Origin of the sequence: Brevibacillus daliensis (assembly GCF_021245735.1) — a bacterium.
GTDB lineage: Bacteria > Bacillota > Bacilli > Brevibacillales > Brevibacillaceae > Brevibacillus_B > Brevibacillus_B daliensis.
Genome location: NZ_JAJISB010000005.1, coordinates 1 through 26,229, shown reverse-complemented (window position 1 = coordinate 26,229; position 26,229 = coordinate 1). Strand labels below are relative to the sequence as shown.

The 26,229-nt window shown below is 41.6% G+C and carries 23 protein-coding genes and 1 pseudogene; 4 read left to right on the top strand and 20 right to left on the bottom strand.

The features are described from left to right. Window positions 1-92: 92 nt before the first annotated feature. Both LM917_RS07560 and LM917_RS07555 read right to left on the bottom strand, forming a co-directional pair. Window positions 93-1,088, bottom strand: coding sequence for an aromatic acid exporter family protein (locus tag LM917_RS07560; RefSeq protein ID WP_232696893.1), 996 nt, complete (start codon window positions 1,086-1,088; stop codon window positions 93-95). A gap of 168 nt (window positions 1,089-1,256) precedes the next feature. Continuing rightward, entirely contained in the window at window positions 1,257-2,012 is a 756-nt protein-coding gene (locus LM917_RS07555) for an SIMPL domain-containing protein (RefSeq protein ID WP_232696892.1), read from the bottom strand. Between the two features lie 287 nt (window positions 2,013-2,299). On the opposite strand from LM917_RS07555, the gene LM917_RS07550 reads away from it, so the two are divergent. Next, window positions 2,300-3,070, top strand: a complete 771-nt coding sequence (locus LM917_RS07550; protein WP_232696891.1) for a Cof-type HAD-IIB family hydrolase — start codon at window positions 2,300-2,302, stop codon at window positions 3,068-3,070. A gap of 44 nt (window positions 3,071-3,114) precedes the next feature. Here the strand turns inward: LM917_RS07550 and LM917_RS07545 are convergent, their stop codons facing one another. Further along, entirely contained in the window at window positions 3,115-3,651 is a 537-nt protein-coding gene (locus tag LM917_RS07545) for a hypothetical protein (RefSeq protein ID WP_232696890.1), read from the bottom strand. A gap of 144 nt (window positions 3,652-3,795) precedes the next feature. On the opposite strand from LM917_RS07545, the gene LM917_RS07540 reads away from it, so the two are divergent. Both LM917_RS07540 and LM917_RS07535 read left to right on the top strand, forming a co-directional pair. Beyond that, on the top strand, window positions 3,796-4,890 hold the full coding sequence (locus LM917_RS07540) for a carbohydrate kinase (RefSeq protein ID WP_232696889.1): 1,095 nt from the start codon (window positions 3,796-3,798) through the stop codon (window positions 4,888-4,890). Then, window positions 4,887-5,807 (top strand): pseudouridine-5'-phosphate glycosidase, encoded by a 921-nt coding sequence (locus tag LM917_RS07535; RefSeq protein ID WP_232696888.1) that lies wholly within the window; start codon window positions 4,887-4,889, stop codon window positions 5,805-5,807. Before LM917_RS07540 ends, LM917_RS07535 begins: the two co-directional genes overlap by 4 nt. Window positions 5,808-5,931: 124 nt before the next feature. On the opposite strand, the gene LM917_RS07530 is transcribed toward LM917_RS07535, so the two are convergent. The 16 genes and pseudogenes from LM917_RS07530 to coaA form a co-directional block, all read right to left on the bottom strand. Continuing rightward, window positions 5,932-7,341: a YfcC family protein gene (locus tag LM917_RS07530; protein ID WP_232696887.1), complete on the bottom strand. Its 1,410-nt coding sequence runs from the start codon at window positions 7,339-7,341 to the stop codon at window positions 5,932-5,934. 184 nt (window positions 7,342-7,525) lie between these two features. Next, window positions 7,526-8,737, bottom strand: a complete 1,212-nt coding sequence (locus LM917_RS07525) for an acyltransferase family protein (RefSeq protein WP_232696886.1) — start codon at window positions 8,735-8,737, stop codon at window positions 7,526-7,528. A 236-nt stretch (window positions 8,738-8,973) separates the two neighbouring features. Then, the gene (gene lpdD / locus LM917_RS07520; RefSeq protein WP_232696885.1) at window positions 8,974-9,297 is read right to left on the bottom strand and encodes a prenylated flavin chaperone LpdD; all 324 of its coding nucleotides are present in this window, start codon (window positions 9,295-9,297) and stop codon (window positions 8,974-8,976) included. 14 nt (window positions 9,298-9,311) lie between these two features. Continuing rightward, window positions 9,312-9,998, bottom strand: a complete 687-nt coding sequence (locus LM917_RS07515; RefSeq protein WP_232696884.1) for a copper homeostasis protein CutC — start codon at window positions 9,996-9,998, stop codon at window positions 9,312-9,314. Between the two features lie 159 nt (window positions 9,999-10,157). Beyond that, window positions 10,158-11,609 (bottom strand): PTS transporter subunit EIIC, encoded by a 1,452-nt coding sequence (locus tag LM917_RS07510; protein WP_232696883.1) that lies wholly within the window; start codon window positions 11,607-11,609, stop codon window positions 10,158-10,160. 138 nt (window positions 11,610-11,747) lie between these two features. Continuing rightward, window positions 11,748-12,512 (bottom strand): glucosamine-6-phosphate deaminase, encoded by a 765-nt coding sequence (gene nagB, locus LM917_RS07505; RefSeq protein ID WP_232696882.1) that lies wholly within the window; start codon window positions 12,510-12,512, stop codon window positions 11,748-11,750. A 36-nt stretch (window positions 12,513-12,548) separates the two neighbouring features. Further along, complete coding sequence (locus tag LM917_RS07500; protein ID WP_232696881.1) at window positions 12,549-13,046, bottom strand: PTS sugar transporter subunit IIA; 498 nt, start codon at window positions 13,044-13,046, stop codon at window positions 12,549-12,551. Window positions 13,047-13,291: 245 nt separating this feature from the next. Further along, a complete protein-coding gene (locus LM917_RS24620) occupies window positions 13,292-14,149 on the bottom strand; it encodes a PRD domain-containing protein (RefSeq protein WP_232696880.1) in 858 nt (285 codons plus the stop codon). Window positions 14,150-14,463: 314 nt separating this feature from the next. Beyond that, window positions 14,464-15,750, bottom strand: coding sequence for an imidazolonepropionase (gene hutI, locus LM917_RS07490; RefSeq protein ID WP_232696879.1), 1,287 nt, complete (start codon window positions 15,748-15,750; stop codon window positions 14,464-14,466). 61 nt (window positions 15,751-15,811) lie between these two features. After that, the gene (gene hutU, locus LM917_RS07485; protein ID WP_232696878.1) at window positions 15,812-17,476 is read right to left on the bottom strand and encodes a urocanate hydratase; all 1,665 of its coding nucleotides are present in this window, start codon (window positions 17,474-17,476) and stop codon (window positions 15,812-15,814) included. Window positions 17,477-17,538: 62 nt separating this feature from the next. Further along, on the bottom strand, window positions 17,539-18,513 hold the full coding sequence (locus LM917_RS07480) for an agmatinase family protein (protein ID WP_232696877.1): 975 nt from the start codon (window positions 18,511-18,513) through the stop codon (window positions 17,539-17,541). 343 nt (window positions 18,514-18,856) lie between these two features. Continuing rightward, window positions 18,857-19,402, bottom strand: coding sequence for a glutathione peroxidase (locus tag LM917_RS07475; RefSeq protein WP_232696876.1), 546 nt, complete (start codon window positions 19,400-19,402; stop codon window positions 18,857-18,859). Window positions 19,403-19,554: 152 nt separating this feature from the next. After that, window positions 19,555-19,692: pseudogene (locus tag LM917_RS07470) on the bottom strand (amino-acid racemase); the annotation flags it as partial. A gap of 80 nt (window positions 19,693-19,772) precedes the next feature. Continuing rightward, window positions 19,773-21,200 (bottom strand): aspartate ammonia-lyase, encoded by a 1,428-nt coding sequence (gene aspA / locus LM917_RS07465; RefSeq protein ID WP_232696875.1) that lies wholly within the window; start codon window positions 21,198-21,200, stop codon window positions 19,773-19,775. Window positions 21,201-21,544: 344 nt separating this feature from the next. Next, a complete protein-coding gene (hemQ, locus tag LM917_RS07460) occupies window positions 21,545-22,297 on the bottom strand; it encodes a hydrogen peroxide-dependent heme synthase (protein WP_232696874.1) in 753 nt (250 codons plus the stop codon). Window positions 22,298-22,410: 113 nt separating this feature from the next. Next, window positions 22,411-23,364, bottom strand: a complete 954-nt coding sequence (gene coaA / locus LM917_RS07455; protein ID WP_232696873.1) for a type I pantothenate kinase — start codon at window positions 23,362-23,364, stop codon at window positions 22,411-22,413. Between the two features lie 403 nt (window positions 23,365-23,767). Here coaA and LM917_RS07450 point away from each other — a divergent pair, with 403 nt between their 5' ends. Further along, window positions 23,768-25,405 (top strand): peptide ABC transporter substrate-binding protein, encoded by a 1,638-nt coding sequence (locus LM917_RS07450; protein WP_232696872.1) that lies wholly within the window; start codon window positions 23,768-23,770, stop codon window positions 25,403-25,405. Window positions 25,406-25,488: 83 nt separating this feature from the next. On the opposite strand, the gene LM917_RS07445 is transcribed toward LM917_RS07450, so the two are convergent. Further along, complete coding sequence (locus LM917_RS07445) at window positions 25,489-26,172, bottom strand: NUDIX hydrolase (RefSeq protein WP_232696871.1); 684 nt, start codon at window positions 26,170-26,172, stop codon at window positions 25,489-25,491. Window positions 26,173-26,229: the final 57 nt, after the last annotated feature.

Genomic DNA, 26,229 nt, shown 5'->3' with positions numbered 1-26,229 from the left:
TCCAATCCTTTGATTCTTCTTCATCATACGCTGCACCTTGCATATCGGTCGTTTAATTGGGCTTAAAAAAACGCTTGTTTTTTTGGTCCTGGTTACGAAGAGGAGCCTTTCCGATGGCGTTGCAATATTTTAGCCTCTTCTCGTTCTGATTTGATGTAGTTATGTTTTAATAGAAGGTATTGTTCTATTTCACTTAACAGGAAAAACAAGGATGCTCGCACCTCGAACTCTTCCCGTGTTTTAGGTAACTCTTCTAGCCGAACCATATTCCTGATTTCCCGAATACCATCTAGATACACATAAGAGGTATTTCCGGGATGAATATGAGTACTTAACTCATCCATAAAATCTGCAATCTGCTTAGCCTGAGGAACTTGCAAGGATAGAGAAGATACTACTGGTAACATGCGTTCCAATATCTCAAACTGCTTCTCCCTCACTTCGAAATAGCGATAGATGGTTGGTTCCTTTCGCAGTAAATTATTTTCCACGATTGTCAGCGCAATATCCTTTGCAGTTTGGATCATGACAGGGGTGTCTACCATCTCTTGACCAGTCCAATCGCCTTCTCCATTACGAATGTACTGAGCCAGTTCTCGTAAAATATTAGAAAAATTCTGTTCCACTTTTTGCTGAATCTCCCACAATTCTCGGTCTCTGTTCGGCATGTAAAGATTCATGATTAATCCTACACCAATACCCACAATTACCAATTGAACCTCGTTCCAGATAAAAGGTAAGCTCAAATCTTGTGTCAGATAAATATGCAACATTATGACGCAGCTGGTGACAAACCCCTCTATTGCCTTTAAACGAACAAGTACTGGAATGAACAAAAGTATAATGATCGTGATGGTTATTGGAGTAAATCCAATGATGCTGAAAAAAACAAAGCTAAACAGAATAGCACCAATACAGGAGATTAGACGTGACGCTGCTGCAGTTAGGGAGGTTTTTCTGGTCACTTGAATAGATAGAATAGCAAGCGTTCCCGCAGACGCATAGAACTCCAATCCCATCAGTTCTGCGATGAAAATAGCCAGTCCAGCTCCAATAGCTGTTTTAATTGTGCGATAACCAATTGACATTCTTTTCTCCCTTCCTCTCCAACTCATTATAATATGAGTACTATATCTAGGGAAAACCTCACAACTTTCATTTAACATGGAAAAACGGCGCACCGTCAAGCCAAATTCCTTCTCTTGCAGGGAATTTAGCTTTGACGTGTACGCCGTTTTTAGTAAGTAGAATTTGCGCTATTCAATTTCATACTGGATCGTTATACGTGCTTCCAGCTCAATCTGTCCTTTGGAGATAGACGCAGTTGGCTCAGCACTTTTCGCAGCTGCATTGTCCATCATTAGAGACTCCATCATCATAAATGGTCGATTGGTGACATTACTCTCCGTAATGGTCAATACCTTATTCACTTTTACCCCAGCAGCTTTTGCTAGTGTATCCGCTTTTGTGTTTGCATTTTTCACAGCCAGCTCCAATGCCTGTTGCTCATATACTGCCTGTTTTTCTGTGCTAAGCTGGACGCCATCAATTCGGTTAGCTCCTGCCTTCGCAACGTTGTCTAGCAGTACCCCTACTTTGTCTAGGTCACGATAAGTAACACGTACCATATTAGTAGTCTCATAACCGATTACTTTGCGACCCTCTTTTTCATCATAAGTGTACTGAGGATTCGTACTATACTGCTGAGTAATGATATCTTTTGCAGGAATTCCTTCCGCTTTCAGAGCTTGTTCCACTGCTGCAAATTGCTTGCTATTCTGGGTTTGCGATTCCAGTGCAGTCTTTGCCTCTGTTTGCACTCCGATGTTCAAATATGCCACATCAGGAGTAATAAACATGCTGCCCAGACCTGAGACAGTGATATTGCGAACACTATTCGCCTCAACTGCTGCATATGCTGTTGGAGCAAAACTACCAACTGACCCAAATACCAGCGTACCTACTACAAGAACCGATGAAAGTAGTTTGAGTGTGTTTCCATTTTTATTCATAATGATTGCCGCCCTTTCTCTAAATAGCTTAAATGTATAATAAGGAACCAGTATTTACTACTACTCCTTCTGTTTTTTTGACGTTACGATCTGGTTAACGTTTCACCTTTTGTCTAAAGAATTCGCAAACTATTTTCAACATATTTTTAATTATCCTCTTGACCTGAAATGCTTTTCATAAATTATTCTACTCTTGTAAGACCTCCTTCTATTCGGCGTAACCGGAAGGGCGTGACGTGTAGAAGAGAGGTTGCAACTGATGATACTAGCTTATGGGGGATAAATCATTGAAAAAAATTGTTTTTTTTGATGTAGATGGTACTTTGCTTACGGAACAAAAAAAGATTCTGGATAGCACGCGAACAGCTATCAAACGATTACACGATCAAAACATCTATGTAGCAATCGCAAGCGGTCGTCAGCCGAGCCAGATTGAAGATCTCTGTCAGGAATTAAATATACGCTCTTATGTATCAATAAACGGACAATTTGTCGTATTCGAAGGGGAGGTCATTTACGATAACCCGATTCCACTTCCCATCTTACAGGAAGTAACCTCCCTCGCAGATAAAAATGGACATACACTTGCTTATGTACATCATAACAGTCTCTGTGTTAACCGAGCTGATGATACACAGGTGGAAGAAATTTATCAGGAATTAAAACTAGACATGCCAGCCCACCTTCCTGAGTTTTATCAGCACAATCCTATTTACCAGGGAATCATTTTTTGTGCACCTGAACAGGCTGCTTCTTATTCCGAGCGATTTCCTCATTTAGAGCTGGTTCGTTGGCACCCATATGCGTATGATATATTGCCTGTCGGATGCTCCAAAGCGGTGGGAATTGAACAACTCGTCAAGCGAGGCCATTTTGCCCTTGAAAATACTTATGCATTCGGAGACGGGCATAATGATTTACAAATGTTGGCAACCGTAGGTCATGGTGTCGCAATGGGAAATGCAGTTGCTGAAGCAAAAAAAACAGCCCGTTATGTCACCTCCTCCTGTGATGAAGATGGCATTCATAACGGACTGCAATTGGTTGGTCTTATTTAACTGATTAGAGCTCGGCAATAACAAAACACCTGCGCCGATATAGATTACTGTAATAGCTGCCTGATTTTTTTAATCATTTCCTGTGGGGTAAGCCGTCCTAATTCAGGAAAACCAAGTCCTGTGATTGTAACCGTTCTTCCATCAAAAACTGGATATATTCCTTTCCATGAGCCGATCACGTTATAGTGGTCGGCTTCACCTTTTTTAAGAAACAAAAAGTAATCACCTGAGCCTAAAGGTCCTGGATACTTTTCATTAAGCGGGTCTTGGATTCGCGGTTCAGGTACCAATCCAATTAACTCTATTTTTATTTGGGTAATAGGCACACCTTTTATTGTCTGTTTCACCTGGAAGATCTGCCTGAACTTAACAACTCGCTTTCCTTCAATCAACTGGTTTTGGGGTTCTCGCTCAAGGGGCTCGATTGGAGTAGCCAAGATAATTTGGTCTGAATTTTTGGCTAGATCCTGTGAAGTATGAATGCCTGTTTGTACAGGTATCACAATGGGCTGCATGTTAGGTAGCACAGCTTCTGCTTGACTTGTGAGCATACTAGCAACTAACAAGATGGAATACCACATGTATTTTTTTGCTCCTTCCGCGTATGTACTCCCGTTAGTATGTGTTAGGAGAAGTTGGGTATGTAGAAAACAGGAAAAAGTATTATCTACTTTACAAACTTTTGTTTGCGTGATAAACTTTTGTTGAAAGGAGGGGTTTCATATATGGATAAGGAGACTTTGATCTTACATCACATCCGCTCCAATCCCTTTGTTAGTCAGCAAGAATTAGCCAACAAAGTAGGGATATCTCGTTCTGCTGTAGCTGGCTATATCGCTAATCTGACGAAACAAGGTCAAATAAAAGGGAGAGCCTATGTACTGAAAGATGAAGCCTCAATCACCTGCATAGGTGGTGCTAATCTGGATCGCAAAGCACATAGCAAGGAGCGCGTGGTTCTTCACTCCTCCAATCCTGTTACCCTCACCCAGTCATGTGGCGGTGTTGGACGTAACATTGCTGAAAATGTGGCAAGGCTTGGCTGTCCAACTTCTTTGATTACTTCTGTAGGAGAAGATAAGGAAGGCGAATGGGTCCTGTCTGAAACAAGGCGTCATGGCGTCAATGTCAGCCAGGTTTGGAAGCTGCCTGCCGAACAGACGGGTACGTATACTGCCCTTCTGGATGTAGATGGCGAAATGTTTGTCTCGCTCGCCAATATGGACATTTATGAAAAAGTAACGGTTGAAATGATTGCTGAAAAATGGACGCACATCGCCTCCTCAGAGATTGTCCTTCTGGATACCAATTTGAGTAAAGATGTGATTTCTTATGTAATGGATCGCTGTAACGAAGAAGGTATCTCTCTCTACGTTGATCCTGTCTCATCCGCCAAGGCGAAAAAATTGCCAGAATCTCTACAAGGAATTACAACCATTCTTCCTAATCTGGAAGAGGCTGAATTGCTGTCTGGCATGAAAATAACAGATTTGGAAGATGTACCACTAGCTTGTGAACGCATTAGAGCACGTGGGGTTACCAACGTCATTGTCACAATGGGAGAACAAGGTATTTACCTTTCTACTCCTGGGCATGAGGAGCACCTTTTGCCTTATCCGGTTGAAGTAATCGATGTAACCGGCGCAGGCGATGCCTTCGCTTCCGGACTACTGTACGGTGTGTTGCAAGGTGAATCCTTACTGGATGCTTGCCGTCTCGGACTAGCCGCCTCCGCCCTTACCCTTGTATCGGAAAGCTCAGTTTCCCCTGAACTACAGCCTGATAAACTATACCAACTCGTAAAGGAGAATGAACAATGAAACAATACCTTACTTTTACAGATGAAGTGAAACACGCACTGGAAAATAAAATGCCGATCGTCGCTTTGGAAACAACAATCATCTCTCACGGTATGCCATATCCGCAAAACATTGAGATGGCAAAAGAAGTAGAACAAATTATTCGCGATAACGGTGCAGTACCTGCAACAATCGGTATTATGGACGGCAAAATCAAGATTGGTCTGAACGAAGAAGAGCTGCTTGAGTTCGCAACGAATAAATCTGTATTAAAAGTGAGTCGTCGCGACTTCCCTTATGCGATGGCAACAGGCAAAATGGGTGCGACTACGGTTGCTGGTACGATGATTGCTGCTCAGTTGGCTGGCATTGAGATGTTTGCTACTGGTGGAATCGGTGGTGTGCATCGTGAGGGTGAAGTAACGTGGGATGTTTCCGCTGACCTGACTGAATTGGCTCATACAAATGTAGCTGTTGTATGCGCAGGCGCGAAGTCCATCCTGGATATCGGACGTACATTGGAATACCTTGAGACACAAGGGGTACCCGTAGTAGGATACAATTGTGACAAGTTCCCATCCTTCTTCTCCCGCGAGAGCGAATTCGGTGTAGATTACCGTCTGGAATCACCTGAAGAGGTAGCTGCCGTAATGGACAGCAAGTGGAAATTGGGATTAGACGGCGGAATGATCATCGCTAACCCGGTTCCAGCAGAATCAGAACTTCCTTATGAAGAGATGGAGAAAGTTATCAATGGAGCGCTAGCAGAAGCAAAAGAAAATGATATCGCTGGTAAAAAAGTGACACCATTCCTTCTTAGCAAAGTAAAAGAAATGACAGCGGGCAAGAGCTTGGAAACAAACATTGCACTAGTGAAGCACAATGCAGAAGTAGCTGCGAAAATTGCTGTAGCTTTGAAAAAGAAACAAAACGCATAATAAGAGTAGTTGTAAACAAACAGGCGTCGGTATTTAATCCGACGCCTGTTTGTTTCATTTTCGCTTACATTTTCGTTCCTACTATTGCCCTAAAACAATTAGTCTTTATTTATCCCGTCCTCATTTAAAACGGACCATACCTAATTAATTGAGCAATGACCACAGCACATGCTCCAATGATGAACTGGATACAAATCAATGGCCAAATCCACTTTATCCAGCGTCCCCAAGGAATTCTTGCAAGAGCAAGTCCAGCCATAAAGTATCCCGATGTAGGCGTAACAATATTGGTTAAGCCATCACCAAATTGAAAGGCAAGTACTGCTGTTTGACGAGTAATCCCGACCAGATCAGCAAGTGGAGTCATAATCGGCATCGTAAGAGCTGCTTGACCGCTTCCTGATGGGACTATAATACTTAAAAAGCACTGCAGAATAAACATTCCTACTGCGGTGAAAGCGGCGGGTATATTTTGTATCGCCAGTGCAGAGTAATACAAGATCGTATCCATGATCATTCCATCCTGTAAAATGATCAAAATCCCTCTTGCAAACCCGATGACAAGTGCTCCCTCGATCAAGGTGCTTGCCCCTTGCATGAAGGACGTTACAATCTCTTTACCGCTAAAACGACAGACGATACCTGCAATCAATCCCAACAGCAAGAAGATGGATGCAATTTCTGTGATAAACCAACCATTTTTCATCACGCCAAACGCAATCATCCCCAGTGCCATTAGAAAGCTAAGTAAAACCAGTTTATGTTGCAGTGTTACCTTATTTTTCTTAATCTCTTCCATATCGATCTGATATAAACCACTATCTACAAAGAAACCTCGTTCTGGATTCTTTTTCACCTTCATCGCGTATCGATATACAAACCATACACTCACGATATAAAGTACGACAAATAGACAGATACGAAACACTACGCCCGAAAACATGGGAAGTTCTGCAATCTGCTGAGCCACTCCAATGGTAAAAGGATTAATAAGTGCTGTGCTAAAACCAATTTGTGCCCCGATAAGTACAATGGCTGTCCCTGTAATAACATCAAATCCAAGTGCCATAGCAAGTGGGATCATCAAGGCAAGATATGGCAAGGTCTCTTCAGCCATCGCCATGAGTGAACCACATATCCCGAAGAAAAGCATCATAATTGGAATGAGCCATTTTTCCTGGTTGCGAAGTCGGAGAGCCATTTGAGCAACCAAACTTTCCATTGCCCCAGTTTTGTTTAGAATTCCATATGTACCGCCAACCATTAAGACGAAAAAAATAATCCCTGCTGATTCCTCCAACCCTCTGTGGATGCTGGTCAATAGGTCAAACGGATGAACAGGAGACGACTCGACAAAATGGAAACTGTCAGCATCCACCACACTGCGACCATTTACTTCCAAGCGAGCATATTCACCTGCTGGTATCAGATAGGTGAAAAGAGTCGCAATTACTAATATCCCCATCAATAATACAAAAACATTCCATTCCCTTTTCTTAGTGCCACTCTCAATCAAACTACCTTTTCTGTTCATAATATATTTCTACTGAAAAATCTTTCGTAGAAGTAAGCGCCTCCTTTAAATAATATTCATGCAAAGTAGAAACATAATAAAACCCTCTTACGCGATTTACTATTATAACGCGAAAGAGGGTATTATCAACTATGTTCATTTTGACAATTTTACTAACCTATTCAAATTCTTTTTGCCTGCTTCTTCACAGCTCGTACATTTTGACACGAACTCGCTGATTTTTCTGTTGTTTTGCTTCTAGTTTTTGGCCCAACAACTCGTGATAGAGCTGGGAGGACCACCTCATTGCTTTTTGATCAACGTATCTACTCATAATGGAAGAACCAAGAATCATAACAGGCATAGAAATCAACACGGTAATAACAAAGCTGATATGATACGGGAATTGCAAAATCAGCACTTCGAACACATAACTTGACAAGCTAGTTAGAATGGTAAAGTGTAGCAGATAAAGGGAAAAAGAGATTTCCCCTAAAAATAGCGGCATCCGTTTTGAAAAGAAGCTTTGTAATCCGGGAGATGCCACCATCACATACATCAAAATAAAAGCCGCAATGATATGATAAAACTGAAATTGATTAAACGGAGCGCCAGAAAACGTAATAAACTGATGAATGGTCAAATTAGCATTGCTATAAGGATACGACCCCAAATATAGACCCACCGCCAACAACCAGAGAATGACATGGATACGCAGGTTAAAACGCCCTCTTGCATGATGATACAGATCGCACAAAAACATACCTAAAATAAATGCAAGATAATACGACTCAATAAATACCAGTGTCAGTATTACATACATAATAAACCGATACTCCTGCTTGGCGTTACCAAAAAAAGCTAGGAAAAGAAATACCATAAATGATCCCAGTAATTCATAAGTCATCGTCCAAAGAACAGGATTATAGCTAGAATCATAAAGGAAAAAAAGATCGATCAGCGCTGTTTTTATCATCGTAAACACGTCTAGTTGATCTGAATCAGTATAATTCCCAATCGTAGAGAATGTATATGAGCTTAAATGCTGGACATGAAAAGCATTAGCCATCATCAATCCATACACCAACAGAACAGATACAAACACAGGGATAGCTAGCCGTAGATACCTTTTACTTGCACCTGATATCAGAGTTGTTCGTTTTTTTTGCTGAAAATATTGATAGCTAAGTACAAATCCACTTAGGACAAAAAAGATGCAAACAGCAAAATTACCATTATAAAAAATATTTAAAGGCGTACTGCCGATCAAAAGCTCCCACTCATAATGTGACTGATCCTCTCGCAGGCTAAAGAGTGCCGGATAGAATAGCTGAACAAAATGAGATACGACCACAATCAAAGCAGCTACACCACGTAACCCATCCAGATAGGTCAGTTTTTGAATACCATTGTTCATTTCATCCTCCTTATTCCCTATTTTTTAACCAGTCGATCAATTATCTAATGATATACTCAAATAATTGATAGTTACACCGTTTTCCAAAACCTTATCAATAATAACATTATTTTACAATATTTCAATGAATATCGTTACACGTTCAGTACCACACAAAAAAACAGGAGATGATCAAACCTAAATGGCTTGATCGTCTCCTGTTTTCTATCTATGTTACACATGTTATGTTTTACTCGTTATTCCTTTTCTAACTCCTCTTGCATCGCCTCATGCACGGTTTTTACCGCAAGCATAATCTGCTCCTTGGATGCATCTGGAATATGTATACCTACTACGGTCGTTACTGTCCGCTTGTATTGTTCACAGGCAAGTCTGGCACATTCTACAGCCAATTGATCTTCCTTGTGCCCAGGAACCGTACACAATGTAACCTGTACCTCATTTTCATGCCAGTAGGCAGTTGCAGAGGCGCCAATATGAGTAACGCCACCACCAATCAGGTAGACCAAGTCCCTTCCCATTTCCAAACGTCTAATCTCGATGTCAAACGCACGCTTCACCTGTCTTCACCTGCTTATGAAGTAATTAATCGTTTTAGCTCTGCTACTTTTTGTGGGTCAACTGGCTTCAATGCTAGCCCCTCTTCACGCACACCTGTCCCAAAATGAATTTCTACTACTCCTGTTTCCTCCACAAAAGAAGAAATGGAGTCCATTTTCAAACCGCTTCCAGCTAGAATGTTCAAATGGGTTTCTTTCGTACATTCTACCATCTGCTTAATCTCATCCTTAGCATTGAGCGCACTTGGCTTTCCGCCAGAGGTAAGAATACGATTGATTTGTTGATACGTAAGCAGTTTCTTAAGCGTCTCCATTTGATTTCGTGCTTCATCAAATGCCCGATGGAATGTTACATCCATGTTCCCCGACTCTCTCAGAAGTTCTTCCAGCGCAGGTATATCGATCTCACCTGCTGGTGTCAGCATACCCATAACTATCCCTGTGGCACCCAATTCACGAATGACTTGTACATCTCTCTTCATGACAGCTACATCATCACTTGTATAACAAAAAGATTGACTATGTGGTCGTACCATCACGTTTACAGGGATGGAGACCTGCTTCACTACTTGTTCGATTAAGCCGTAGCTTGGCGTGACTCCGCCTTCTAGGATGCCTGTAATCAATTCAAGACGATCTGCGCCGCCTGCTTCTGCTCTTTTTGCATCATCCAGTGTTGTTGCGATAACTTCCAGTAACATACTCTGCCCCACTCCTTTATGATTCTGGTACATTATCTGTTTTTACTTTAGCATGTGTTAACTAGCATGCTCAACTTGAGAGAGAAAAAGGGCAAGACCGTAATGAACGGCCTTACCCTCTCACATGGTTGAGAAGCACCTGACGGTAGCTACTCTTTCTTACAGCTTGTTAATCTCGTCTTTTAGAGCTTCAGATTGTGTACCGAATACCACCTGAACGCTACCTCCACCAAGACGCATAACACCTGCAGCACCTAGTTGTTTCAGTGCCGCATCGTTAACTTTTTTATCATCGTTTACTACCAGACGAAGACGAGTAATACACGCATCAACGCTCTTCACATTTTCTTTACCGCCAAGGTTAACAAGAACTTTTTCCGCTTTATCCTTCATTGGAGAAGCACTAGTTACTGCACCTTCTTCTCCAGATGGATCTGCCATGAAGTCATCCTCACGACCTGGTGTTTTCAGGTTAAACTTCTTGATAACCAACCGGAACAAGAAGTAGTACAATACGAATGTTGCAAGACCAATTGGCCATAAAAGAAGCGGTTTGGTCGACCATTTGAAGTTAATCCCATAGTCGATAAGACCAGCAGAGAAACCAAAACCTAGTCTTACACCCATCTCTACAATGATGAAGCTGATAACCCCGGTTAATACTGCATGGATACCATACAATACTGGAGCTGCGAACATGAAAGCAAATTCAACTGGCTCTGTGATACCTGTCAAGAACGCAGCGATTGCTGTGCTCATGAAGATAGAAGCAACCGTTTTGCGGTTTTCAGGTTTTGCAGAATGCACGATGGCAAGGGCGATACCTGGCATTGCGAACATCATGATTGGGAAGAAACCTGTCATGAATAGGCCAGCGCTTGTATCACCAGCGAAGAAACGGTGCAAGTCACCTTTTATCAGTTCTCCTGCTGCATTTGTAAATGTACCAATTTCAAACCAAGCAATCGTGTTGATAACATGGTGAAGACCAAATGGAATCAAGAGACGGTTAACAAAACCGAACACACCAGAACCTACTGCACCCAAGCTTACAATGTAGTTACCAAACGTGTTAAGCGCTTCTTGTACAGGACCCCATACAAGACCGCACAACAGACCCACGATAACCATGGCTGATGATGTGACAATCGGAACAAATCGTTTTCCAGAGAAGAAGCCTAACCAATCCGGGAGCTTGATATTATGATACTTGTTGAAGAAGTAGGCTGCGAGACCCCCGGATAAGATACCTCCAAGTACGCCCATGTTCAGTACCAAGGCATCGTCAATAAATGAGAATGCACCCGGAACCGCTTTCAAAACGTTAAGTAAAACAAGCTGAGCGATAACAGCAGCAAGTGCAGCTACGGCATCTCCTGCTAATCCTATGGCAACCCCAACAGCAAAGATTAAAGGTAAATTATCAAAAATTGCTGAACCACCTGCTGCTAGGAATGGTGCCACATACGTGTTAATGAATTCCCCGCTCGTACCCATGCCAAAATCTTTTACGTAGTCGATGTTACCAAAACGAAGTAATATTGAAGCTGCTGGCAATGATGCAACTGGTAGCATGAGTGACTTACCGATTTTTTGCAAGAATGCTAACATGCAGTAACCTCCTTTTAATGAATTTTTATATTGTAACAGTGAAGCCTCATATGATATTCACATAAGGCTTCACGAATCACCTTACCACGTGTGCTCATACGTCAGTATTAAGTATATTACTGTTCCTGCTTTACAGGACTATCCTTGTAATACAACCTCGCGAGAATCCTCATTTAATGGTAGTAAGTCTGCTGTTTCACGATCAACCAGAATGGTCAGATTCGGATGAAGCTGTAGAATAGAAACAGGTACTTGAGGATCTACTTTGCCACTAAACAATTGACGAACTGCTTCTGCCTTACTCTTATCGTTCACAATCAGCAACACATGACGTGCTTTCATGATTGCTCCAATTCCCATTGTTACGGCTTTCTTAGGAACCTGAGATTTCTCTTCGAAGAAACGAGCATTAGCTTCAATTGTTTGTGATGCTAACTCGATTACATGTGTAGAAATGGTGAATGAATCACTTGGCTCATTAAAACCAATATGCCCATTATGACCAACACCCAGAATTTGAATGTCGATACCACCCTTTTTGGCTACTAGCTTCTCATAGGAAGCACACTCCGTAGGTAAATCAGCGGCTATTCCTGATGGAATGTTTGTTTGCTCTTTCATAATATTTACATGAGAGAATAGGTTATCCCACATAAAGTAGTCATAGCTTTGGTCGTGATCAGGAGTTAGTCCCACATACTCATCCAGATTAAAGGTAGTTACTTTGCTAAAGTCCACTTTCCCATCCTTATTCATGGCAATTAGTTCTTTATACATGCCAATCGGTGTGCTGCCAGTAGCTAAACCAAGTACGGATTCAGGCTTTTTGTTGATTTGTTCTGCCATAATCTCCGCTGCTTTTTTACTCAGATCTTGATAACTTCCAGATACGATTACTCTCATTTTTATCCCTCATTATCCAGTAGGTATTTTGGTCAGTTAGGCTTTTACAGTAATCTCTAATACGTTCCCTTGACCGTGGGTAACTTCACCTAAATGTTTCTCCATTTTTTCAACAACATCACCATTTGTGATAATAATTGGTGTAATCAGTGGATATCCTGCGTTTTTAATAACCTCAATATCAAATTCAATCAAAGCATCCCCAGCTTTTACTTCTGAACCGATTTCTACCAAGGCTTTGAACCCTTTTCCTCCCAAGTTAACGGTATCGATACCTAGGTGCATCAAAATTTCCAAACCATCTGCTGTCTGAAGTCCGATCGCATGACCAGTGTTAAATAAATGGATAACTTTGGCATCAACAGGTGCTACCAACAAGCCTTCAGTTGGTTCGATTGCTATACCGTCACCAGCGATTTTTTGTGAAAATACAGGGTCAGGAACTGCTTCTAACTGAACTGCTTTACCAGTTAAGGGAGCTACGAAGGTAACTGCACCTTTATCTTTATTACGAGAAAATAATTTACCAAACATAGTTAGTCCTCCTCAGGAAGTTATATCATTTGTTGTTTTCTAACCAAACGGTCATGACCGTTTGGTTGGACCGCAAGCGGTCACATCCAATTTTGTGAAAAACGTCTAGACGTTTTTCACAGAAAAAAGCACGAGCAAAATGGAATGGGCATGTACCTATATCATTAGATATAGAATGCACCATCTTCATTCGCTCATGCCTAGTCGTACTAGTAACACGCGATTTATTTAGGTTATTAATGTAATTAATCTTTTACTAATTGGAACAAACGGAATAAATGCATCGCCATGTATCCAATTTCATCCTCAGAAACAGTGACTCCCAGCTTCTCTGTAATCAGCTCCGCCAATTCTTCTGCTAGCTGATATGCCTCAGGCAACATACTTTTTACTCGATCAAGCAACGGGTTCGTAATCGTCTTACCTTCGACCAATCGTTCCAGGACAAAACGAAAATGTGTGATCGTTCTGGAGTGAGACAAGCTATCTTGTGCTAACTTCAGGTTGAGTCTCTTCTCTACCGCGTCAACCATTTCTCGAATTAAAGTAGTATGCTTAACTGTCTGGGCAACCGGTATATTACTGATTGCTGAATGGATATGCAGAGCTAGAAAACCGATTTCACTTTCAGGAATATGAATCTTAAAAGTATCTTCTATCAGATTTCCTGCTCTTTCCGCTAACAAATACTCTTTTTGGTATAACGCTTGAATCTCGAACAAAAATGGATTTACAATCTCCATGTTATTCTCTATGCGTTGTAGCGCAAACTGGATATGATCGGGTAATGCCACATGAATCGATTGGTTAATATCCGAGGTAATCTCTTCACTAATCCATGATATGATCTCTGCTGCCAGTTCAATGACAGTTTGATCAATTTGAGAAACCAACGATTGATATTGCTCCAAATGATCCTCGTTATCCATTCGGAATCGTTTCTCAATCCGTACATCGTTTCGTGGTACGGAATGTCCTGTCTTTTGACCGAACCCCAGTCCTTTACCTAGTAAAATTAGCTCCGCGTTTGTCGCAGAATCATTTACCAAGATAACGTTGTTACTAAGGATTCTAATAATGTTATAATCTTGGTTTTTACTCACGCAGACACCACCAATTTATTAGATAAAGTGTGAAGCCGGTGCTAAAAAAGTGATTAATACGTGTACTGTAGTAATTTTAATGAAAAAAAGAGCCAACAATGGAAAATCTTAACCCTTCACTGTTAGTGTCAGAGCTAACTTCCTTTGTGGGCTCATGCCTGTCATATTGAATAACAGTAACACGCCTGCTACTACTTTATTCGCTTCATTTTCATTCTACTACATTGTTGATAAAAGTCAATATCATTAGTACTTTCCTTGGAAAATATGAATGTGAGAAAGTTCATGGTACCTGATATTCTCTTTCCACTCTACTATCCATATAATAATGAGCCATGTTTTACCACGATTTGGCCATTTTTTATGACCGTATCGACATGGTTAATCCCAAAATGATACGGCAAATAGGCGAGGGTTTTTGCCTCTTTTTGATACATGACCAGATCAGCCCTCTTCCCTACCTCAAGCGTGCCTACCTCTTCCCCTTTTCCGATTGCCCACGCTGCATTGACGGTCATTGCGGTCAGAACTTCTTCAGGTGTCAGCCCTAAATGAAGGCATCCCAATGTCATCACTAACGGAAGAGATTCAGTAGGAGAACTGCCCGGATTATAGTCGGTAGACAACGCTACAGGGACTCCTTTTTCAATCATGCTACGAGCCCTTGCATGTTTGGTTAGTCTTAGATTAAAAGAAGTGGCTGGCAGGCAGACACCGATCACTCCTGCCTTAGCCATCGCTTCCAATCCAGCATCCGTTGCTGCCAATAAATGCTCTGCAGAGATACATCCCATCTCCGCTGCCAGCTCTGCTCCGCCAAGCGGTTCGATTTCGTCTGCATGCACTTTTAACCCGAAGCCTAAATCCTTTGCAGCTTGCAAGATTCTGCGTGTTTGCTCTACGCTAAATACTCCGTGCTCACAAAACACATCACAATACTCTGCCAGCGCAAGCCTTTTTACCTCGGGAAGCATTTCGTTAATAATCAACTCGGTAAATTCATCAGCTCTTCCCTTATATTCGAGGGGTACAGCATGTGCACCCATAAAAGTAGAAACAAGATCTACAGGATGGGTATCGTGTAAGCGCTTAGTTACCCGTAATTGTTTCAATTCATCCTCGAGCGTTAATCCGTATCCACTCTTTGCCTCTACTGTAGTAGCGCCGCATAAAAGCAGACGATCCAGACTCGTTTTCGCCTTTTCGTACAACTCATCTTCCGTAGCTAACCTGGTTGCCCTAACAGTGGACAAAATGCCTCCACCTTGCTCCAGTATTTGCAGATAGGAAACACCCTTTAGCTTCATAGAAAGTTCATTCTCTCTTGAACCTGCATGTACCAAATGGGTATGTGGCTCAATAAGACCGGGGGTGACCAAACGTCCCTTTGCATCCAGTTGCTCCATGATTACAAGATCACTGATTCGTGACCAGACCTCTTCCTCAGGGCCGCAAGCATAAATACGCCCATCAGCAATAGCAATAGCTGCTTGTTCAACCGGGGATACTTGAGACATGTCTGCACCTGTTCGAGGACCGTTCTTTCCCGCCATGGTAAGCAACGTGCCAATATTATGAATAAGTAGGTCAATTTTTTGCATGGATGTAAACCTCCTTGCCTTGATGTTCAGCTTCATGAAACATGATGTAAGAAAAGATGTTCTATATGTCTAGCATTGGCACTCGCACGTCTCTCTCTTTGGCAGCTTCGATTGCTTCTTCATATCCGGCATCTGCATGACGAATAATACCCATTCCCGGATCAGTCGTGAGGACTCTCGTCAGGCGCTCCTCCGCTTCCTTCGTTCCATCTGCCACCACAACCATTCCGGCATGCAGAGAATAGCCCATACCTACACCTCCGCCATGATGGACAGATACCCAGGTAGCTCCTGCTGATGTATTAACGAGTGCATTCAGAATGGCCCAGTCCGCTACTGCGTCGCTTCCATCCTTCATATCTTCTGTCTCCCTGTTAGGTGAAGCAACAGAACCGCAATCCAGATGATCACGTCCAATTACAATCGGGGCAGAGATTTCACCGCTTCGCACCAGTTCATTGATAGCAAGACCCATTTTTACCCGTTCTCCATAGCCTAGCCAGCAGATGCGAGCTGGCAATCCCTGAAAGGCTACCTTCTCTTGTGCCATCGTAATCCAGCGGCGAAGATGTTCATTTTCAGGAAAAAGCTTTAACACAAGCTCATCCGTTTTACGGATATCTTCAGGATCACCCGATAATGCAGCCCAGCGGAAAGGCCCTTTTCCTTCACAGAAGAGAGGTCGAATATAAGCTGGTACAAAGCCTGGGAATGAAAATGCATCCTTAACTCCTTCATCAAAAGCTACCTGACGAATGTTATTCCCATAATCGAAGACGACAGAGCCAGCCTTTTGCAAGTCCAGCATCGCCTGTACATGTGTCGCCATCGATTGCCTGGCAAAGCGAATATATTGATCAGGGTCTGTCTCTCTTAGATGCACAGCTTCAGTCAATGTATATCCCACTGGAACATAGCCGTTTAATGGATCGTGGGCTGATGTTTGGTCTGTTACGAACCCAGGAATAAGCCCTTGCTTCACCATCTCAGGGAAAATATCTGCGGCGTTTCCTATTAGACCAATAGAAAGAGCTTTACCTTCGTGCTTGGCTTCTGTTGCCAGTTTCCATGCCTCGTCGAGCGTATCAACCATCACATCGCAATATCTGGTATCGATCCGTCGTTGTATACGTGACGCATCTACATCAACTACAATCGCTACGCCATCATTCATCGTAACAGCTAGCGGTTGTGCTCCTCCCATTCCTCCCATTCCGGCAGTCAAGGTTATGGTACCTTTTAATGTTCCGCTAGCATGCTGTCTTGCTGCTTCGGCAAAGGTTTCGTAAGTTCCTTGCAAGATTCCCTGTGTTCCGATATAAATCCAGCTTCCTGCAGTCATTTGTCCATACATCATCAAGCCCTTCTTATCCAATTCACGGAAGGTCTCCCAATTCGCAAAGGCTGGGACTAACACGGAATTGGATAGCAACACACGAGGAGCCATCTCATGGGTACGGAAAATTCCTACAGGTTTACCAGATTGAATTAACAAAGTTTCATCGTTTTTCAGGTTTTTGAGACATTCAACAATCTTATCAAAGCTCTCCCAATTACGGGCTGCCTTCCCGATACCGCCATAAACGACTAGATCTTCCGGGCGTTCAGCTACATCAGGGTCCAAATTATTCATTAACATACGTAAAGCCGCTTCTTGTTGCCAGCCTTGAGCATGTAAGGTTGTTCCGCGTGGAGCACGAATTTCTCTTTTATTGGTTGTAGTCATGGGAGGGTCACTTCTCTTTCCTTGTATTTTGGTCACAAAATGAAAAAAGAGTGTGTATACATCTATGATGAGGGGCGTGAGGTATATCCAGTTAAAAAGGTTAGCATGGTGTAGAGAGCTGTCCGCACAGTGGCGCGACGTGAGTCTTGTACCGGATCAACGCAAACAATGTCTACTCCTTTAACCATAGGATGTTTACCTAATAGATAGGCAGCATCAAGCAACTGCCATGAGGTCATTCCCGCAGGTACCATCGCTGGAACTCCCGGTGCAAACGATTGGTCCAGTACATCCATATCAATCGTGACATATATGGCTTCCGTACCGTTTCCGGCAATCTCCAAAGCTTGGTGAATCAAAGGCTCAATTCCTTCTTTTGCTACTTGTCTGGCAGTAAACTGAGAGATTCCTTGTTCTTTGGCATATTCACGGTATGGCTTGGAGTTGGCAAAGCTATGTAACCCGATCTGAGCGATATGTCTTCCGTTAACCGTACCAGACTCAAGCAGTCCTCTTATTGGAGTTCCGTTTGACGGGCCACCATCCTGAAGATTGCGGACATCCATATGGGAGTCGAGCTGAACGATGCCAATATTTCCTTCATAACGCTTGGAAAATGCCTTAACAGATGGGCAGGTAATGGAGTGATCTCCACCGACTATGATGGGGAAAATCTTAGGAAAATGCGAATAAAGCTCAGTCATTCCCGCCTCGATATTGGAGTGGCAGCGGGCAAGATCTGTGACATGCATCTGGATGTCACCCAAATCACGGGCGATTAGATGCGCCAGATCTATTTCGTAGTCTATGTTGTAGGTTGTTGCGGCAGTAAATAGTTCACGCAGTGCATTTGGTGTCTGAGAAGCCCCGGAAACACTAATCGAGGTTTTGGATAGAGGAACACCGACCAAGCCAATCTCGATCTCTTCTTCTCCATCCCAAGGAACAAGCCATTGTACCACTTTTGTTTCATAGCGATCTCGCCAGTTGCTTCTACGGATAATTTCAGGTGGTCGTATCAACTGGAATTCTTTCATGAACAATAAACCTCCTGTAGGGAATGAAATGTCCTACTTACTTGATGAAATCATTGCATGGTTGTATACAGTTGGTGAAAGGAAGACCTAACCCTAATGTTATCAGTCTTTTCGGAATTTGTTAACCATTTGCAACAACCGATAATAAAAGATCGTTTTCTTCCAACTGTCGGGAAGAAAACCAGCTTCTCTTTTCACCCCTCGCTAAGAGTCTTCGCTCCCTCGCGAGACCTTACCGAGTTCACAGACAAAAAATGTGCTTCTTCTGCTAACCACTACAGTAGTCATTAAAAGAAATCTTCAAATAAAAAAAGAAGGGACTCGCCCTCCTTTTCATGTCAGCTTATAACAGTTGTTTAATAGCTTCTTCCATATCAAGTGGATCTACAGCAGGCTCAAAGCGCTGTACAACATTACCGTTACGATCCACCAAGAATTTTGTAAAGTTCCATTTGATTCCGTCACCCGGCAATAATTCTGGGTGCTTGCTTTCAAGGACTGCTTGAAGTAAACGTCCGCTTGAATTTGTTTGATCAAAACCTTGGAAAGGAGCTTCCTCAATCAGATATTGATAAAGAGGATGCGCCTGTAGACCACGCACATCAATTTTAGCAAATACACGGAAGGTAACTCCGTAGTTTAGCTGACAGAAGGATACCGCTTCTTCACTCGTACCTGGTTCTTGTTCAGCAAATTGATTGCATGGAAAACCGAGAATTTCTAACCCCTCTTCTTGATAGCGTTCGTATAGCTTTTGCAAATCGCTATATTGAGGCGTCAATCCGCATTTACTTGCGGTATTTACAAGTAACATAACTTTTCCCTTGTATTTATCTAATGGAATATCACGACCTGCTGTGGTTTGAGCTGAAAAATCATAGATAGACATCGTGCAAACCTCCTAGGAATTAGTGAAGAAAAATATGTATTTATTTTCATATAATAATTATTATAAATAATATCACAGATTCATACATTTTGAAAAGAGCGGAATTCTATACCACTATTCATTACTTGAAAATGATAAATACTTGTTTACCGCGTTGGACATGAGTAAATCATCATATGAGGAAAATCGATGTCATATTTGGCACCGTAAATCTTTTGACATTGTTCAACTACTTTATCAATAAATGGACCAGTAGATTTTGGTCCCATTCCCCCTAATATTCCAATCATAGCTAAACCTCCTTATACCCAAATTCATATGGAAAAGCAGCCTGACTATTTTCAGTCAGACTGCTACTATATTTACTATCTTATTCCCGATCTAGTAATACTTTACCAGCAATCCCTGGATGCGTCATTTCATACGGGTCCAGAATGATATCCAATTCTTCTTCTGTTAAAACGTTATACGCTAGGCATAGTTCACGAACAGAGCGTCCTGTCAGCGTTGCCTCTCGTGCAATACGAGCTGCTGGTTCGTAACCCAAGTGTGGGTTAAGTGCAGTAATGATGCCAACGCTTTTCTCTACATATTCACGGCAATGCTCTTCATTCGCTACGATACCTTCCAGACAGAACTCTTGGAAAGCTTTAAACGCATTGTTCATGATGCTAAGAGACTGAATCAAATTGAATACGAGGACTGGTCCCATTACATTCAACTCTAACTGACCTGCTTCTGAAGCAAGGCAGATCGTGTGATCGTTCCCGATAACCTGGAATGCCACTTGATTAATCAATTCCGGCATTACTGGGTTTACCTTACCTGGCATGATAGATGAACCTGGTTGACGGGCTGGCAAACTAATCTCGCCAATACCTGCACGTGGTCCTGATGCCAAGAAACGAAGATCATTAGCTATTTTAGACATATTGATCATACATACTTTCAAGGAAGCAGATACTTCTGTATAAGCATCTGTGTTTTGTGTTGCATCTACCAGATTCTCTGCACTAACTAGTGGAAGCTGTGTCAGTTCAGCCAAAATCTCTACAACACGCACAATATATTGTGGGTCGGCGTTCAATCCCGTACCGACTGCTGTTGCCCCCATGTTAACCTCATACAGATGCTCACGTGTCTGACTGATTCGCTTGATGTCGCGTCCTAGTACACGACTGTAGGCTTGGAACTCTTGACCCAATCGAATTGGTACAGCATCTTGTAGATGAGTTCGTCCCATTTTAATTACATGGTCGAATTGTTCGGATTTACGTGTAAATTCGTTTTTAAGTGACTCCATCGTCACCAACAACTGGTCAATTAGACGCAATACTGCTATATGAATTGCTGTTGGAATCGCATCATTTGTCGATTGTGCTTTATTGACATGCGTGTTGGGGCTTAGAGAGAAATAATCTCCCTTTTCCTTACCCATAAGCTCCAAAGCACGGTTGGCAATTACTTCATTGGCGTTCATATTGATTGATGTACCTGCACCGCCCTGAATTGGGTCTACAATAAATTGTTCGTACCACATGCCATCGATAATTTCCTGGGAAGCCTGTACGATTGGTTCGCCCAATGTCGAATGAAGTTGCGAAGTCTCCATGTTGGCAAGAGCTGCTGATTTTTTCACATATCCTAATGCTTTAATTAATTCTACGTGCAATTTATAACCTGTTATCGGAAAATTTTCTACAGCTCGTAACGTTTGAATACCGTAATAGGCATCCTTGGGAACTTCTTTTTCACCTAAAAAGTCTTTTTCCATTCGAATGTTTAGATTATTACTCATTATGATCCCCCGTCTTTAACAGATAGCATCGACTTATCCATGGTTGACATATTTTTTTACTTTTCATTATCATTTATCTTCTTACATTCATGACATTATAACGCAGTAACTTGATTGTTAAATGAGTAAGAAGAGTTACACTTCCTGCTTTCCTACTACACACATGAATCTAAGTATTCCCATATAATAAGAAAACTTCTGCTAGTTCTTCTTTAGCGGATGTTTTTCATGCTTATAAGGAAGCGTAGTCTAGGAGCTTACACTTTCTTATACGTAAAAAAAGGCGTGAAAAAACCGATATCGATTATCACGCCATTCTATATAGTTATGAATCGTAGTCTAATTTAAACCTGAAGCATTTTCTTAACAGAGTCGGTATCTACATAGTTACCAACTAGGAAATCACCGAATTCACCGAATCTAGCGCTTACCTCGTCGAATCTCATCTCATATACGATGTGCTTCAAATCAAGTGGATCGTGAGCGAACAAGGTAACACCCCATTCCCAGTCATCATAGCCTACAGAACCACCAATGATTTGTTTGATTTTCCCGGCATATTTACGACCAGTTAAACCATGAACGCGCATTAAATCACGACGTTCTTCCATCGACATGGAGTACCAGTTTTCTTTTTCTCCACGTTTTTTGTTCATTGGATAGAAGCAGAAATGATTCCATTTAGGCATGACCGGATAGAGACGCTCTCGAACATGCGGATTCGCTTTCGGATCTTCTCCAGGATTATTCACATAGTTACTCAATTCTACAACTGAAATGTAAGAGTAGTCTGTAGTTGTATAATCGGCAAATCGCGATTTATTAAAAGCGGTCTTCAATGCCTCTAGCTCATTTATTGTTGGACGCAAAAAGATAAAGCTAAGATCTGCCTTATGACCAAGTACGGAATAAACAGAAGTACTTCCGTCTGTCGCTGATTCATCATCCTGCCAGGTATTCATTAACGTCTGCAATTCATCGATAGCAGCTGTGCGTTCTTCTTCGGAAGCGGCTTTCCACTTACCCCAGTCAATCTTACGAAAATCATGGTAGGAAAACCAACCCTCCAGTGTTAGCAAAGCTTCATTCGCGCTCATCTAACCCAGCTCCTTTACCTCAATATGTAGAGATTATGCTTGTCCTTCTCATCTTACTGGTAGCCCTGCTAAAAGACAATGCCACTAAACAGTTTCAGTATATCACCGAAACCTCATAATTTGCGTAATTTCACCTGTTTAACCGCATGGTTTCCACCTTTTAAGAGAACTAGATCCGCCCGATATCGGGTAGGTAAAATGTTTTGCTGTAAATTAACCGCATTAATTTCTCTCCAGATACCTCTCGCTACATGCACCGCTTCTTCATCCGTTAATGTAGCATATCGATGGAAATAGGAAGCAGAATTGCGAAAAGCAGTTTCTCTCAAGAGTAAAAAACGATCCAAATACCACTGTTCAATATCTTTTTCTTCTGCATCCACATAAATAGAAAAGTCAAAGAAATCAGAGACGAACAATGGTGGTTTCACCTCAGATTCTGTTCCTATCTGAAGCACATTTAATCCCTCTACAATCAGAATATCAGCATGTGAGACAAGCTGTTTTTGATCGGGAACGATATTATAGGAAAGATGAGAGTACAAAGGACAGGATACTTCTTTTACTCCTGACTTGATATCCGCCAGAAATTGAATCAGCCTCCCGATATCATAGCTCTCGGGGAACCCTTTCTTTTGCATCAAACCACGCTGTTCCAGAAATTCGTTCGGGTAAAGGAAACCGTCCGTAGTAATCAAGGCTACCTTTGGATGGTTAGGCCAATTTGCTAACAAGGACTGAAGTACGCGCGCAGTCGTGCTTTTTCCAACAGCTACACTGCCTGCGATCCCTATGATAAAGGGAACCTTTTCTGTCTTGCTTCCCAAAAAAGTGTCCGTTGCCTTGAACAGCTCCTGGGATGCCCCCACATATATATTCAATAGACGAGAGAGTGGCAAATATATTTCTTTAATTTCCTGCAAGGATAATTTTTCATTTAAGCTCTGCAACTTTTGTAGGTCTTGTTCTATGAGGTACTTAGGCGTCTCATTACGTAACCTTCTCCACTCATCCCGTGATAAAGTACGGTATGGGGAATATATTTTTTTATCGGCAAATTTCGCCACGATGTTTCCTCCTTAAGAAAAACTTCTATGCGAAGTCCATTCGAAGAAGATGATTCTTCTTTAGCGGTTGTTTTGTCATGCCTATCAGGAAGTAATCCCTTGAAGTTCTTTAATATTATCCATCATTTTTCTTCTATTTCAACTAAAATAAACGACAAAACTCTCTACATATTGTTACCCTTTTTTACATAATACTCTTCCAGCCCTTACGATTCTACAATGGATTTGTCAAATCCTGCTTTATTTTGATACTTTCGATTTGTCATACAATTTTGATTGACAGTATCGTTTCTTTATACTATCTTTACTTTATATTTTTTTATTTAAATATATGTAAAATTATTTATCATTATATAAAAATTGGCCTATCTGTTTCAGATTCGCTAACCAGGGGGATTAATGAATGAAAAAAGTAATTAGCAGTTTAGCAAGTCTCTGTCTCCTCTCAATTAGTATTTCTGCTTGTTCTACACCTGCTTCTCCACAAGTAGAAGGAAAAAAAGAAGAGACGGCACCAGCAGAAACGGCAAAAGGTGGCGAAAAAGTACTTCGCTACACCATTAATGCAGAACCACCAACTGCTGACCCAGGTATTGCTACAGATTCAAATTCTTTTGATATTATTTATGCCATGTTCGAAGGATTGACCAACTATGACACCAAGGGTAATCTCATCAATACAGCAGCAGAAAATTATAAAATCTCAGAAGATGGAAAAACGTACACATTTACACTTCGCCAAGGTATGAAGTGGAATAACGGTGATCCTGTAACTGCACACGATTTTGAATATGCGATTAAGCGTAATCTTGATCCGAAGACAGCTTCCGGCTATGCGTACCAGTTGTATTACATAAAAGGTGGCGAAGAATTTAATACAGGTAAAGGCTCCGTGGATCAAGTGGGGGTAAAAGCGATTGACGAGCACACACTAGAATTCCAACTGAAAGCACCAACACCCTTTTTCCTTGAGCTAGTATTCTTCCCAACCCTCTTCCCACTTCACAAAGCATCAGTGGAAGGAAATCCTAACTGGGCAAACGAACCAAAAACAATAGTAAGTAATGGTCCATTTAATATGGAAACATGGGAACATAAAAGCAAAATTACTTTCGTGAAAAACGAAACTTACTGGGATAAAGCAAATGTACCTCTTGATCGCATTGAAATGACTATCATTGAAGACAGTAATACTGCACTTTCCATGTTTGAACAAGGTGAAACAGATTGGGCTGGCTATCCTGCCTTCACTCTTCCTGGTGACGCTATTCCACAATACAAAAAGGATAACAAACTGGAAGTTGCCTTCAATCCTGGTTCTATGGCAGTTACCTTTAATACGTCAAAAGCACCTTTTAACAATGCGAAAATCAGAAAGGCATTTGGATATGCTATCGAACGTCAATCTCTTATTGATAATGTGGTTCAAGTAGATGTCCCACCAGCATATGGTTGGGTACCAACTTCAATGGGTGTCAACCCTGATGGTTACTTTAAAGAAGATGCTGCAAAAGCAAAACAACTTTTAGAAGAAGGTATGAAAGAAGCAGGACTAAGCACGTTCCCTGAGGTCACCTACTACTTTGATAACGATGCGATTAACTTAAAAATAGCTCAAGCCCTGCAAGACCAATGGAAAAAGACCCTAGGCGTTGATGTTAAACTGAAATATAACGAATATAAAGTATTCTATGCTGATAGAAAGAATGGAAACTACGATTTTGCTTACTACAGATGGGGAGCAGACTTCAACGACCCAATCAACTTCTTAGAAATCTTCAAGGACAAGGAAGGTGGTAACAACATAGCAAAATGGGAGAACAAAGAATTCGCTTCTCTCTTAGACAAGAGCTACAATGAAACAGATAATGAAAAACGCAAACAATTATTCTTACAGGCAGAAACTATCTTGATGGAAGAAATGCCTATTGCACCTATTCATTTCCGTGGCAATCCTTTTGTAAAAACGGATAAGGTTAAAGGCTTTGTCATTTATCCGCTTGGTGGTTCTTACTTTAAATTTACTGATATCGTGAAATAGAGGCATAAACTGAAGAAAAACCTGGAGTATTTACTCCAGGTTTTTTTATAAACAATTGGCTTGATCAAGAAAATAGCTCCACGCTACGCTTGGTGGGATTTCGCCAAATTGCTTTGTGAGGAGCTATTCTTCTTTTTTAGAGCTGATCGTATGTATACTTCAATTTTTCTCACTACGCTTTCGTAGTAGGCATCCTCATGAGGGACGAAGCTATCCTTCGTTACGTTCTTATCTACCGGCAGTCTCTCTCCATTTTCATCGATGATAAATCCTTCCACTCTGATCTCTTCGTTAATTCCGAGCCACAGATCATAAAAATCTTGGAACGTAGCCCTCACTATTCCTGACACTTCTTCTCGTTGTAAGGTGTATTCATCAAATGTCTTGCTACTGGCATAGATAAACGAATGAGCTAGCTCATTATCAATAAATTCTTCTTTTGTGTTGGTGTACTTGATGATTCCCAATGGAACTAGCTCGTCAAATGTAACTTCAATCCCAACCTCTTCCTGAATTTCCCTGATTCCATCCTCCACAGTTTCATGAGCCATAATATGTCCAGCCACAGTAATATCCAGTAGATTAGGATAATCCTTTTTATCATCACTTCGTAGTTGAAGATAAATATAGTCCACTCCCGCTTCATGCGTAATAAACCAGCAATGGATTGTTTCATGCCAAATCCCTAGTCTATGAATCTCTTCACGGGTTGCTACGCCTGTTCGTGTTCCATCTTCATCAAAGATGGCTAACCATTCATCTTCCATTATGTGTTCTCCTTTTTTTGTAACATAACTGGTAAACGCTTATCATTGAGGTCTATT

Excerpts from the sequence above, each read along its gene's own strand:
- LM917_RS07530 (WP_232696887.1), bottom strand. The coding sequence starts at position 7,341 with ATGAACAGAAAAGGTAGTTTGATTGAGAGTGGCACTAAGAAAAGGGAA.
- LM917_RS07510 (WP_232696883.1), bottom strand. The coding sequence starts at position 11,609 with ATGTTAGCATTCTTGCAAAAAATCGGTAAGTCACTCATGCTACCAGTT.
- LM917_RS07445 (WP_232696871.1), bottom strand. The coding sequence starts at position 26,172 with ATGGAAGATGAATGGTTAGCCATCTTTGATGAAGATGGAACACGAACA.
- LM917_RS07535 (WP_232696888.1), top strand. The coding sequence starts at position 4,887 with ATGAAACAATACCTTACTTTTACAGATGAAGTGAAACACGCACTGGAA.
- LM917_RS07450 (WP_232696872.1), top strand. The coding sequence starts at position 23,768 with ATGAAAAAAGTAATTAGCAGTTTAGCAAGTCTCTGTCTCCTCTCAATT.
- nagB (WP_232696882.1), bottom strand. The coding sequence starts at position 12,512 with ATGAGAGTAATCGTATCTGGAAGTTATCAAGATCTGAGTAAAAAAGCA.
- LM917_RS07560 (WP_232696893.1), bottom strand. The coding sequence starts at position 1,088 with ATGTCAATTGGTTATCGCACAATTAAAACAGCTATTGGAGCTGGACTG.
- LM917_RS07500 (WP_232696881.1), bottom strand. The coding sequence starts at position 13,046 with ATGTTTGGTAAATTATTTTCTCGTAATAAAGATAAAGGTGCAGTTACC.
- LM917_RS07480 (WP_232696877.1), bottom strand. The coding sequence starts at position 18,513 with ATGAAAGAATTCCAGTTGATACGACCACCTGAAATTATCCGTAGAAGC.
- LM917_RS07540 (WP_232696889.1), top strand. The coding sequence starts at position 3,796 with ATGGATAAGGAGACTTTGATCTTACATCACATCCGCTCCAATCCCTTT.
- hemQ (WP_232696874.1), bottom strand. The coding sequence starts at position 22,297 with ATGAGCGCGAATGAAGCTTTGCTAACACTGGAGGGTTGGTTTTCCTAC.
- LM917_RS07475 (WP_232696876.1), bottom strand. The coding sequence starts at position 19,402 with ATGTCTATCTATGATTTTTCAGCTCAAACCACAGCAGGTCGTGATATT.
- LM917_RS07545 (WP_232696890.1), bottom strand. The coding sequence starts at position 3,651 with ATGTGGTATTCCATCTTGTTAGTTGCTAGTATGCTCACAAGTCAAGCA.
- LM917_RS07555 (WP_232696892.1), bottom strand. The coding sequence starts at position 2,012 with ATGAATAAAAATGGAAACACACTCAAACTACTTTCATCGGTTCTTGTA.
- hutI (WP_232696879.1), bottom strand. The coding sequence starts at position 15,750 with ATGCAAAAAATTGACCTACTTATTCATAATATTGGCACGTTGCTTACC.
- LM917_RS07515 (WP_232696884.1), bottom strand. The coding sequence starts at position 9,998 with ATGTTACTGGAAGTTATCGCAACAACACTGGATGATGCAAAAAGAGCA.
- LM917_RS07525 (WP_232696886.1), bottom strand. The coding sequence starts at position 8,737 with ATGAACAATGGTATTCAAAAACTGACCTATCTGGATGGGTTACGTGGT.
- aspA (WP_232696875.1), bottom strand. The coding sequence starts at position 21,200 with ATGAGTAATAATCTAAACATTCGAATGGAAAAAGACTTTTTAGGTGAA.
- hutU (WP_232696878.1), bottom strand. The coding sequence starts at position 17,476 with ATGACTACAACCAATAAAAGAGAAATTCGTGCTCCACGCGGAACAACC.